10 protein-coding genes are annotated in these 12,121 nt (G+C 55.4%); 5 read left to right on the top strand and 5 right to left on the bottom strand.

Annotated features, from left to right (window positions below):
- Positions 1-118 precede the first annotated feature (118 nt).
- Positions 119-1,333 carry an ROK family transcriptional regulator gene (locus tag TH19_RS06775; protein ID WP_181846340.1) on the top strand — a complete coding sequence of 405 codons (1,215 nt, stop codon included), beginning with the start codon at positions 119-121 and terminating at the stop codon, positions 1,331-1,333.
- A 60-nt stretch (positions 1,334-1,393) separates the two neighbouring features.
- Here the strand turns inward: TH19_RS06775 and TH19_RS06780 are convergent, their stop codons facing one another.
- On the bottom strand, positions 1,394-2,284 hold the full coding sequence (locus TH19_RS06780) for an SMP-30/gluconolactonase/LRE family protein (RefSeq protein ID WP_114101854.1): 891 nt from the start codon (positions 2,282-2,284) through the stop codon (positions 1,394-1,396).
- A 307-nt stretch (positions 2,285-2,591) separates the two neighbouring features.
- Between TH19_RS06780 and TH19_RS06785 the strand changes: the two genes are divergently transcribed.
- The 4 genes from TH19_RS06785 to fhuB are packed head-to-tail and all read left to right on the top strand — an operon-like array spanning position 2,592 to position 7,289.
- The gene (locus TH19_RS06785; RefSeq protein ID WP_114101596.1) at positions 2,592-3,368 is read left to right on the top strand and encodes an ABC transporter ATP-binding protein; all 777 of its coding nucleotides are present in this window, start codon (positions 2,592-2,594) and stop codon (positions 3,366-3,368) included.
- A gap of 52 nt (positions 3,369-3,420) precedes the next feature.
- Complete coding sequence (locus tag TH19_RS06790) at positions 3,421-4,368, top strand: iron-siderophore ABC transporter substrate-binding protein (RefSeq protein ID WP_114101597.1); 948 nt, start codon at positions 3,421-3,423, stop codon at positions 4,366-4,368.
- Positions 4,369-4,371: 3 nt separating this feature from the next.
- Positions 4,372-5,307 carry an ABC transporter substrate-binding protein gene (locus tag TH19_RS06795; protein ID WP_114101598.1) on the top strand — a complete coding sequence of 312 codons (936 nt, stop codon included), beginning with the start codon at positions 4,372-4,374 and terminating at the stop codon, positions 5,305-5,307.
- A complete protein-coding gene (gene fhuB, locus TH19_RS06800) occupies positions 5,304-7,289 on the top strand; it encodes a Fe(3+)-hydroxamate ABC transporter permease FhuB (protein ID WP_114101599.1) in 1,986 nt (661 codons plus the stop codon). Before TH19_RS06795 ends, fhuB begins: the two co-directional genes overlap by 4 nt.
- 27 nt (positions 7,290-7,316) lie before the next feature.
- On the opposite strand, the gene TH19_RS06805 is transcribed toward fhuB, so the two are convergent.
- The 4 genes from TH19_RS06805 to TH19_RS06820 form a co-directional block, all read right to left on the bottom strand.
- A complete protein-coding gene (locus TH19_RS06805) occupies positions 7,317-7,739 on the bottom strand; it encodes a hypothetical protein (RefSeq protein WP_114101600.1) in 423 nt (140 codons plus the stop codon).
- 81 nt (positions 7,740-7,820) lie between these two features.
- Positions 7,821-10,220 carry a TonB-dependent receptor gene (locus tag TH19_RS06810; protein ID WP_114101601.1) on the bottom strand — a complete coding sequence of 800 codons (2,400 nt, stop codon included), beginning with the start codon at positions 10,218-10,220 and terminating at the stop codon, positions 7,821-7,823.
- 108 nt (positions 10,221-10,328) lie between these two features.
- Positions 10,329-11,390: a FecR family protein gene (locus TH19_RS06815; RefSeq protein ID WP_114101602.1), complete on the bottom strand. Its 1,062-nt coding sequence runs from the start codon at positions 11,388-11,390 to the stop codon at positions 10,329-10,331.
- Positions 11,391-11,465: 75 nt separating this feature from the next.
- Positions 11,466-11,990, bottom strand: a complete 525-nt coding sequence (locus tag TH19_RS06820; RefSeq protein WP_114101603.1) for an RNA polymerase sigma factor — start codon at positions 11,988-11,990, stop codon at positions 11,466-11,468.
- Positions 11,991-12,121: the final 131 nt, after the last annotated feature.

Consider the following 12,121-nt stretch of genomic DNA (forward strand, 5'->3'; position numbering starts at 1 on the left):
TCCCTGATACATAGGATACGACTTGGATAGACGACACGCCTGATTGAGGACAGGCTTTATTATTAATTCAATTTGATGTAATTAATAATTCAAAAGAAAATGGGCGGCAATGGCAAAGATGAAAAAACAACCAAAGAGCGTCACGGGCACCAACCTTCTGCACGCCAAAAACCATAACAGACGTGCGGTTTTGGATGCGGTTCGACGGCATGACGGATTGTCACGTGCGGACATCACGCGCATCACCAATCTGTCGGCACAGACCATCTCAAACCTGGTCGGAGAGCTTGAAGATTCCGGCCTTCTCCTTGCCGGAGAACCGATTCGTCAAAAACGCGGACAACCTGCCCGCCCCTATCGCCTGAACCCGGACGGCGGATATGCCATCGGATTTCAACTTACCGGGACACAGTTTGACGCGGTTCTGGTCAACCTTCTGGGCAAAGAACGTGCCCGCATCAGCCAGCAATTCAACCATCCCAATCCTGAACAGGCGATTGAATTGCTGATTGATGCAACACACCGGATCATTTCCGATTGCGGCCTTGATCCGGCGCGCAATATCGGGATCGGGATTGCCATGCCAGGGCCCGTTGGCATTGCCGGACCAACCGGGATTGCGCCGGGCTGGGAAGGATTTGATATCGTTGCCGCCCTCTCGGAAAAAATCGACTGCCCGGTCTTTGTTGAAAACGATGCCGACGCCGCCGCCATATCCGAAAAGCTTTATGGCAATGCGCGCACGCTTGAAAACTTCGTCTATGTTTTTGTCGGATATGGTCTGGGTGCCGGGCTTTTCATGGATAACCAGATCATTCACGGCACCAACGGGGCGGCTGGTGAAATCGGCCATCTTCCGGTCGAACCGCAGGGGCGCGATTGCCCGTGCGGGCGCAAGGGATGCCTTGAACGCTATGTGTCGCTTTTGGCGCTATATGATGAATTTGATGCCGCGGATCGCGATGCGCTTTTGAATGACACGACACTGAACCGCCTTGCGCAACTTTCACCCGATGACGAACCCGTCAAACGCTGGATCAAGCAGGCCGCGCCGCATCTTGCCACCGCCGTACAGATCTTGGGCAGTATGCTGGACCCGCAGGCGGTGATGCTGGGCGGGTTGTTACCCGAACCGATCGTCAAGGCGTTGCTTGATGAACTGTCAAATCTGGAAGTAACCGGCAGTCGCACCCCGCTTGGCAATGCGCTTCCTGTACAGGCCGGCGTCGGCAACCTTTTATCCGCCGCCATGGGGGCCGCGGCCCTGCCGATCTATCACGAACTGGTCCCGGACTTTCAGAATATGCTGAAAATCCGGGATGCCAATGCCTAGGCGTCAGGACCTGGTTCAATAGCCAGATCAATTGTCTGATGAATTAAATCTGCCTGCACCCTACCCGGCAAAGCGGGTGCAGGACTGACCGGCGACGTCTGTCTGAATTGACAAAAGCGCACCTTCAAGCTCGTTGCCATTCCCGTCCAGCCCGACCGAGGCCGAGGTGATATAAAGCGTCCTAAGGTCCGGTCCGCCAAACACGCAACTGGTTGGCTGGGTCACTGGCAGATCGATGATCCGGTCAATACTGCCATCGGGCGCAAAACGGATCAGGCAACTTCCGCCCCAGCGCGCATTCCAGATATAGCCATCTGCATCCATCGCCGATCCATCCATATTGCCACGATCCTGCGGGCCAAAGAACACACGCGGATTGCTGGGAACACCGGTTTCCATGTCATAATCATAGACATTCAGCGTATCCTTGATGGTATCGCCAAAGAACATCTTCTTGCCGTCCGCCGACCACAGAAGCGTATTGGAAATCCCGATATCGGACAGGAAACGGGTCGCATCGCCATCGACACCAACCCGGTTCAGCGTGCCGGTCGAAACCGTGACAGGAAGGTCTTCGCCGTTCGGACCAATATTGTTTTGCATAGTCCCGTGCCAGAACCGACCGGCCGGATCAACGCGGCTTTCATTCGAACGGTTGCCGGCATGGTCGCTATCCGGGGCGACAAACGGGGTGGTTTCGCCGCTTTCGGCATCAAGAAACGCCAACCCATCGGCAAGTGCAACCAGAAGCCCGTCATTTTCACGCGGCACGATGGCGGCGACCGGCTGATCAAAGGTCCAGCTGCGCGACCCACCATCCTGGGGCCGCAGCGCATAGGCGGTTTTGCCGACGATATCCACCCAATACAAAACCCCGTCCCGGGCATCCCAATGTGGTCCCTCGCCCAGCGTACAGCGCAGGTTTGGCAATACGGTTTTCACGTTAGCCATGGTTTCTCCCTGAATTTTCGCGATTTCCGCGTTGTTTTGTATGATCATTCAATAGCACGCGTTGCGCGCAAATATCAGATCAAAGTGATTGTCTTTATTGCTACCCGGAATAGAGACGCCTGAAAAGTCATTTTATATGATGAATAGGTTCCCCTTCAATATTTTCAACAAATGCAATCGCAACTCGGTTGCATTTTCCGCAAGTAATTGATAGGCATTCTCATATTGGGGAGGGTGATTTGTCATTCACTTAGCCAGCAGGCAAAGGGACTTCGCCCCGCATACGATATTGACGAGTTTCCCGCGCATGTTCGATCTGAAAGACGTCATCTTCAAAAGTGATGGCAAAAACCCGAAAACGCTTCTGTCCGATATCTCGGTCAATTTCCCGACCGGTGCATTCAGCGCGATTGTCGGTCACAACGGATCGGGGAAAAGCACGCTTTTGAAGTTGCTTGCGCGCAAGAACAACAAGCATTCCGGCACCATCACCCTTGATAATGCGGCACTTGAAAGTCACGGTACGCGCGATTTCGCCCGCAAGGTCGCCTATCTTCCGCAAAACCCGGTGGTGCCACCGCATCTGAGCGTGCGTGAACTGGTCGCCTTTGGTCGCTATCCCTGGCGCGGGGCGTTTGGACGTTACCGCGATGAAGACCATGCCAAGATAGATCAGGCAATGGAACTGACCCATGTGACCGGCTTTGCCGACCGTCTGGTTGCCAGCCTATCGGGCGGGGAACGCCAGCGCGTCTGGCTTGCCATGCTGCTGGCACAGGATGCGCCGGTATTGCTGCTGGACGAGCCGACCTCGGCGCTTGATGTCGGCCATCAGCGCGACATTCTGCAACTGGTCGCCAATCTGAAAAATCACAGCAATCTGACCGTGATTGCCGTTCTGCACGATATCGACATGGTCGGGCGTTTTGCCGATCACATCATTGCATTGCGTGGCGGTCAGACCTGCTGGCAGGGAACAGCCCGCGATTTCATGCAGGGCGAAATCCTTCGCACCATTTTCCAAACCGACATTGATGTCATCCATCTGCCAGACCACGACCGTTTTGTCAGCTATGTCGCCTAGGGCGCAGCAACAATCGGTGCCGGACCGGCCAACAGGGATCAGGAACAGTCATATGCATACCCGTTTGATCAGCCAAATCGCGGCAAGCTGCCTTGTCGCCATGACGGCGCTTAGCCCGATTGGCGCATCGGCCCAGACAATCCGCCATGAAATGGGCGAAGTCACCTTTGATGCGCAGCCGACCCGTTTTGCCGGATCAAACTGGGCGATGACCGAAAGCCTTTTGGCCCTTGGCATCGATCCGGTTGCCGTCCCCGAAGCGGATGGTTATCGCGTCTGGGTGGTCGAACCGCAATTGCCCGCCACGTTTGCCGATCTTGGCACCCGGCGCGAACCCAATTTCGAAGCCCTGCGCGAAGCCAAGCCCGATGCCATCCTGATTGGCGGCGAAATGGCGATGGCCTATGACAAGCTGTCAGGCGTTGCACCAACGCTTGTCTATTCGATCTATGACACCGGAAAAGATACCCCAGCCATCGACAATGCCGAGAGCCTTCTGCGCAATATCGGCACACTGGCCGGTAAGTCGGACAAGGCCGAAGAAGTAATTGCATCGGCCAATGCACGGATTGACGCCGCCGCCGCACGCATTCGCGACCATCTTGGCAAAGACGCCAAATTCACCATTGTCCGCATCAATGACGAAGCCCATTTCCGCATTCATGGCAAAACATCTCTGTTTGGATCGACGCTGGCACGTATGGGCTTTGCCAATGCCTGGGAAGGCGAAGTGAATGGATGGGGTTTCCATAACGGCGATGTGTCCGATCTGGCAAAAATGGGCGATGTGCAATTTGCCTATGTCGAACCGATTGCGCCGACAGTACAAAGCCGCCTGTTTGATACCGCGATCTGGAAGGCAATGCCCTTTACCCGCAATGACCATGTTTATGCTGTGCCTGCAAGCTGGACCTTTGGCGGACTTTTATCCGCCGCACGCTTTGCCGAACTTCTGGCCGACGCAGTAACCGGCACCCAGACCACAGCAAGCGGATCATAAGTCATGGCATTTTTACGCACTTTTCTTGGCGGGATGTTCTTTGCCGTCACGCTGTTTGTCCTGACTGGGACACCTGCGATTGCCGATCCGATCCGCATCGAACACGAACAAGGAACCCTTGAACTTGCCGCACCGGCAAAACGGGTTGCAACGATCAACTGGGCCTTTACCGAAACCGTCATTGCGCTTGGCCTTGATCCGGTCGCGGTTGCCGATCCGGCCGATTACGGTGACTGGGTCGAAGAACCGGCATTGCCCGATGACTTTGTCGATCTGGGGCAACGGTCATCACCAAACCTTGAAGCGCTGCGTGCTGCCAAGCCCGATCTGATCATTGTCATCCCCGATATCGGGATCAGTTATGACAAGCTTTCGGAAATTGCGCCGGTTTTGCAATTGCGGATGTTTGACGAAAACCGCCCGGCATTTGAAACCGCGCGCGAGGTTTTTGGTAAAATCGCCAAGGCCACCGGACGCGAAGCCGAAGGACAGGCATATCTGGCACATGTCGATGCTAAACTTGCCGAATATGGCGAACGCACCCGCGCGGCCCTTGGTCCTGATCAGCAACTGAATATCATCTATTTCTTTGATGAAAGCACGATCGGCATGTTTGGCGACACCTCGCTTCCGGGCTCGGTGATGGCGGCGATGAATGTGCCCCTGGCCTTTGACGGGGAAGTCAATAAATGGGGTTTTGCCCGTGGCGGCCTTGAACTGATTGCCCCTTATGCCAAGCAAAGCGTGGTTTACACCAACCCTGTGCCCGATGCGATTTTGGACAAAATGTTTGCATCCCCGATGTGGAAATTCATGGATTTCACGCGCAACAACCGCATTTACGAGTTGCCGGTTGTCTGGATGTATGGCGGGGTTCCATCGTCGCTTCGTTTCGCAAAACTTCTAAGCGAAAGCATCGAGAACGGCCCCCATCAATGACCAACACCCGTTCGTACCTTCCGGCCATATTGCTTGCCCTGCTTGGCCTGTCTTCCATCGGCATTCTGGTGATTGATTTCTGGCCGTTCCTGCAAAAAGGACTGGCCGGGCAAGTCATGTTCAGTCCCGATGAAACCGACTTTGACCAGATCCTGTTTCATTACAGCACCCTGCCCCGTCTTGCGATGGCGTTTTTGTGCGGGGCGGGTCTTGCACTGGCCGGGGCGGCGATCCAGACCGTGTTGCGCAACCCGCTGGCATCCCCGACCACACTTGGCGTCGGGGCCGGTGTTGAATTTGCCCTGACCATTTTCCTGCTGATTGCCCCGGCATCCATGGCAATCTTTCAGGAAGCCTTTGCCCTTGCCGGGGGCATGATCGCCCTTGGTGCGGTTTACCTGATTGCATCCAAGCGCGGCAACGCGACGCTGTGGCTTATTCTGGCGGGTATGATTGTCAATCTGCTGTTGCAGTCGGGATCGCAGATTGTGTTACTGTTTAACGAGCAATATCTGCAATCGGTCTTTATGTGGGGGGCCGGTGATCTGGCCCAGAATGGCTGGGAATCAACCGAATTTGTTCTGCCGCGTGTCGTGATTGGCATGATTGCGGTTCTGGCTCTGTCGCGTCCGCTTGATTTGCTTGCGCTTGGTGACGACACCGCCAATTCGCTGGGTGCCAAGGTTACCGTTCTGCGTTTGTTGATCCTTGGCTTTGCGGTTTTCATCACCGCATCGGTGATCTCGGCGGCGGGCATGATCGGATTTGTCGGTCTTGCGGTTCCAGCCGCCCTTCGCATTGCCGGGTTGACCCGATCACGTGATCTTATGATCTATTCGGTTTTGACCGGCGGCTTTGTCCTGTTGCTGATCGATTTTATCGTACGGCAGTTTAACGGCCTTGGTGGTGATGTCTTGCCAACCGGGGCGGCAACCGCACTGTTTGGCGCGCCGTTCATCATTCTGGTCCTGCGCAAGGCACGGATCATGCCCGGCACCCAAAGCGAAGATCAGCACAGCGATCAGGAAATCATTTCCAAACTGCGCCTGTCGATCATCCTGACCATCACGCTGGTTCTGGGGATCGGGTTCTCGTTGTTTGTTTCGCTTGATGGCAATGGCTTTGCCGTCCTTGGCTGGAACGCCGACAATATGGATATTCTTCTGGGTCGGTCTGAGCGCACCTTTGCCGCGATGATTTGCGGGGCGGCACTAGCGGTTTCGGGCACGCTTATTCAGCGTGTCGGTCGCAACCCGCTGGCCAGCCCGGAAATCACCGGCGTCAGTTCGGCCACCGCCCTTGCCATGATCGTTGCCCTTGCCATTTTCGGATTTGGTCAACGTGCCGAATTGATGGTGATCGGGGCCGCAGGCGGGATTGTCTCCTTGCTGGTGTTGCTTGTTCTGTGCCGAAAGTTCACCCATGCACCGCATTACATGTTGCTAAACGGTTTGGCTTTGACCGCCATTCTGGGCGCCATTGTCCGCATCGTCCTGACACGCAGTGGCACACAAACATCAATGCTGATGTCCTGGCTGGCGGGTACGACATATTTCACCAACATGCACGAAGTCATGATTGTTGCCGGTGTGACGGCGGTGTTGCTGGTGGTGGCAATCGCCCTTCGTCGTCCGCTTGAACTGGCATCCCTTGGCACCGATCAGTCGGTTTCACTGGGCCTTGGCATTTCCGGCTTCCAGTTTGCCATGATGCTGGTTGCGGCCATCCTTGCCGCCAGTGCGACGCTTCTTGTCGGACCGCTTAGTTTTGTCGGCCTGATGGCCCCGCATCTGGCACGTGTTGCAGGGTATCGGCTTGCGGGTGGGCATTTGCTGGGTGCGGTTCTGATCGGGGTGAATGTGATGATGGTGGCCGAATGGCTGGCCAGAAACATGATCTATCCGGCGCAATTGCCAACCGGCATTATCGCCGCCTTGATCGGCACCAGTTACTTCCTGATCCTTGCAGTCCGCAAACGTTAACCCCCGACGAATACCGCCAACCTCGTTCTAGTTATCGTCTGAAGACGAGGTTGGTGGCCAGCTTTGTGCCAGTTCAAAGGCCTGATCAAGGCTTGTGACATGCTTTACCGGAAAGGGCAGCATCCTGGCAAAGTTGCTTTGTTCCGGGTCATGGTCATCGTGGCTGTGAAGGTTTCCATCCCCGTGATGGTGGCCTTCGTCAACGCGAATAAGGCCCTTGGTAAAATCGGAAAGCCGGTCGCGATTGCGCTTGAACCAGATGGCGGCCTGTTTGCGGATTTCATGATCCTGATCGGCAAAACCCGATACCCGGAAAATCAGGATGGCCGGTTCCGTGCGGGATGCCAGATCATCAAGGGCGGCAAGATAGGCCTGTCCGTCTGTGTCGGTCTGACGGTCGATCATTTCAAACAGGACGATATCGCGGGCGGGTGTGCTTGAACGAAACATCACCGGTCTCCTAATGGAAGCGGCCCGGCGGAAAACCGCCAGGCCATAAGTATCGATAAAATCAGACGACGTCCGATGTGATCAGAATTCGCGACGGAAACCGACGGTCAGGGTGCGGCCATGACCGGCAACCGAATATCCGCGAAGGGCCGTTGCCGCCGGGTTTTCATAGCTGGTATCAAACAAGTTCTCGATCCCGAAGCGCGCCGTACCACCCAGAACCGGATAGTTCCCCATCAGGTTAAAGACCAGGCTTGGCTTAATCTTGGCGGTTTTGATCTTGGTGCGCGCAGCGGTATAGGTCCCGTCAAAGCGCATATTCAAATCGCCCCAGACATAGCTGTCGACATAACCGGTAAAGCGGAATGGCGACGGAATGCGGTTATTAGGAAGCCAACTGTCAAGATCACCATCCTTGTTGGTGTCATAACGACCTTCAACATAGGACGCCAGGGCACCGACATAAGTATCCTCGGTGATGTCATATTCACCGGTCAGTTCGGCACCGATGATGCGTTCTTTTTCCTGACTGAGCGAGTTGGTCGCAGCATCGAAATTGTCACCGCGATCATTGGTGCTCATATAAACCGCGCCGGTGGTGCGGAAATCCTGTCCGTTATAGCGGGCTGCCAGTTCATAGGTCTTAACCTTGGATGCCTCGACATCAAGGGCGCTGAAATTCATCGGCACGCCACTTAGACCGGCACGGCGGGTATAGGCCCCGACATCAGGAACCGAGAAACCTTCGCTATAGGAAAGCGACGTATCAAAACGATCCGTCCAGTGAACAACCGCGGATGCGTTATAGGTGACCGCGCTATAGGTCGTGTTGCCCCCGGTATATTGCGCAGCGGCAAGGATCGCCTGACCCACACCGGCGTTATAGCGCATATAGTTCGGACGCAGGAAATCCTTGACCGTCAGGTCATATTTTTCATATCGCACACCGCCCGACAAATCGACAAACTGCGTCACAGGCGCGCTCAGCTGTGCAAACACAGCCCGGCCATCCTGGGTCATCGGCGCGCCAATGTCGCGACCGCTGATGGTGCGATATTTGACATCGTCATAGGTCAAATCCCCACCCCAGGTCAGGGTAAGACCATCATAAACCGGATCAAGGCTGGTATCGGTCGACAGCTTGACGCCGTATTTGACGGTATCAATCACCGACTGCCCCAGCGGGTCTTCGACCGAACCGGCATTGGAAAGCGCAACCAGTGCGGGGTTGTAGCTTGAATGATAATCGGCGCGCGCGGCCTGTTTGTAGCTGTCATTGTAAAACAGCTTCAGATCACCGGTGCCGATTTTGCCAAAATCATATTCGTAACCGGCGGTGAAATACTGGCTTTCATCTTCAAGCGGTTGCGCGGTGTAGGGATTGTTGTAATCAACCGATACCGGATCGGTGGTCAGATCAACGTTATAGTCGATATCCTGACGGAACCGCACGACTTCGGTCGAAAGGAACAGGCGATGGCCATCGGCAACCGTCACACCGGCCTTGCCAAAGACGTTCAGGTCTTCGGCATTGTCAAAGCCCCCCTGCCCCAGCATGGCATCCGACGGAATTTGATTGCCATACCCGTCATAGGCGTTGCCGGTTTTAGATGCTGTAACGCTGGCGGCCAGATCAAGCGCACCAATACCACCACTGCCCGACAGGGTCAGGGACGGCGCGAAGCTTTCGCCGATATCGTCGGTGTAGCTGGTCATATGGCCGTCAACGACAAAGCTGTTTTTGCCGACTTCACCGGTTTTGGTGATGATGTTGATGGTCGCCCCCGTTGCCCCGTCGCCGTTCATGGCGTTGGAGCCCGGAATGACTTCGATGCTTTCGACCTGTGCGATATCGATCATCGACAGGATGCGGCTTGAATTACGAAGCGGCGTGTTGCGCGATACCCCGTCAACCAGCACCTGCACGTCACGACCACGGAAGGTTTCCGTGCTTGAGATCAGGCTTTGGTCATCAAACATGAAACCCGGCACAGTGTTGCGAATGACGTTTGTCACATCACTGCTTTTGGCCATCTGGGTTTCGATCTGATCGCGGCCAATTACCACGACCGACGGCGACATTGACTTGATCGACCGGCGCGAACGGGTTGCACTGACCACAATATCGGGCAGAACCATGGAACCGTTATTCCCCATGCTTTGGGTCGGCACAGGGGCGATACGGACACTGTCATTGGTGACAAATTCAAACTGATAGCCACTTCCGGCCAGAAGGCGAGCCAAGGCATCCGCCGCACTTAGTTCTGCGGCAACTTCACCGCTTGTCAGGTCCGAAAGGTCCCCCTGAACAATCAGTTGCAGGCCGAACTGATCAGCCACCTGATCCAGGGCAGCGCGCAGATTGCCCGCGGCAATCGAAACCTGTTGTGGTGCAGATGTGGTGTCCTGTGCGGATGCCATCGGGACAGCAGCAATCATCAATGTTGCGACAAGTGCGCTGGTCCCCAAAAGACGGGACATCCCAAAATTCTCAGCTTTCAAAGCTTGATCCCTTCGCTTGAAAATAACAATGCAAATCACTATTACCTTCATGACGAACGGCTCCCGGATTTGAGGAGCACATTTTTTCTATTTTCTTGAAATTATTCTGAAACCGCCCGGAAAAGCGCGTTCTTCAAGGCCGTAGGCGGCCAGTAATGCATCATGCGCGCTTTGCGGTTTGGACAGATCAAAGCTGCCCGATACCGTGATATCGCCCAAACGCGGATCACGCACAAAGGTCAGATCATCCAGAAGCGGTGAAATCCGCGCCAGCAATTCTTCGACCGGCATATCATCGACAATCCAGCGCCCGCCGCGCCAGGGGGCAACACGATCCGGGGCCACATCGGCGTAATGCACATCGCCATCGGCATCCTGCCAGGCCGCACGTCCCGCTGTCAGACGGGCCAGACGGGTTTTGCGATCTTGCAGATCAACCGTGCCTTCGGATACCTCGACACGCGCATAGCCGCCCCATTTGGACGCACTGAATGCGGTGCCAACAGCAATCGCCGTCATCTGATCAAGCTGAATGCGCAAGGGACGCGATGCGTCCTTGGCGACTTCGATGAAAACGCCGCCTTCAAGCACGGTGATATCGCGCGCAGCTTCGCTGTAATGCAGGGCAACGCGTGTGCCCGGCTCCATCCAGATGCGCGAACCGTCTGACAGTTCATGCATCTCCGACACCGCGGAAACGTTCGCCGCCGCGACAAGATCGGGGGCCGGTTGCAGCGTGGAGTAACCAAACAATGCCGCCAGCACCAAGCACGTCACCAGCGCCAGAACCGGGCGTGCGCGACGCTTTGCCGACCGCATTCCGGGCAAACGGCCACCACCGCCTTCAAGTGCGCCAAGCCGTTCAAGATCACGACGCACACCTTCAAGATCAACCGGTGCCGGATCGGATTTCACCGGTGCGGCAGAAACCACGACATCCTCGTCCCTGTCAGCTGCGATGATTTCCATGCTGCGCCACATCTGGCAGGCCCGGATCAGACGTTCGGGATTGCCCGGATCGGCATCCTGCCAGGCACCAAATGCATCTTCCTCGGACCGGGTCAGGTCAGACTGATCAAGACGCACCGCCCAGTAATCGGCGATGTCTTCATTGCTTTGGCAGTCTTCGGGATAGCGGAATTCATTCATGGCAAAGGCGTTACCCGGCTTTTGTCTTTGTGACCTGTTACTTTATTGACGTCCGGGCGCACCATTTGAGGATGTCTAGTTTTCATGACGCGCCAGCACCTGTTTGCAATGTCTAAGCGCCTGACGCAAATGCTTTTCTACCATATTGCGACTAACACCAAGATGTTCGGCGGCCTCGGTCGGACTTAAATGGTCGCGTTTGCACAGCAAAAACACTTCGCGACACCGGGGTGGCAGGTCATCAATCGCGGTTTTGACAATCGCCAGTCGTTGGCGATCAACGCTGATTTGTTCGGGCGTTACGGTTTGGGCGCCCGCCCCTTCAAGCTCGCTGATTTCAGACGGATCGGTAAATTCAAGCGGGTTACGGTTATGACGCCTGAGCGCATCAATCGCCAGATTGGTTGCCATGCGCATCATATAGGCCGGGGGATTGGCGATCTGGGCCGGATCGACATTGCGATGGCGCAGTTGCACATACAAATCCTGCAATACGTCATAGCTTTCGTCGCGCGTCGGCAGGTATTTCTGAACCTGACGCAGCAAACGATCATGATATTGCTGATAAATGGAATCCCAGAAACGGTCATTGACCGCCATTTTGACGCACCTGAACCTCGATAATGATAACCGTTATCATTTTCACTTTTGATTATCTTCGATCCGGCACGCCGTCAATGCCAAAAGCAAAAAGGCCCGCATTTGCGGACCCTTTGCCAGAAGGAAGACGA

Source organism: Thalassospira profundimaris, from assembly GCF_003326675.1.
In the GTDB taxonomy this organism is placed as follows: Bacteria; Pseudomonadota; Alphaproteobacteria; order Rhodospirillales; family Thalassospiraceae; genus Thalassospira; species Thalassospira aquimaris.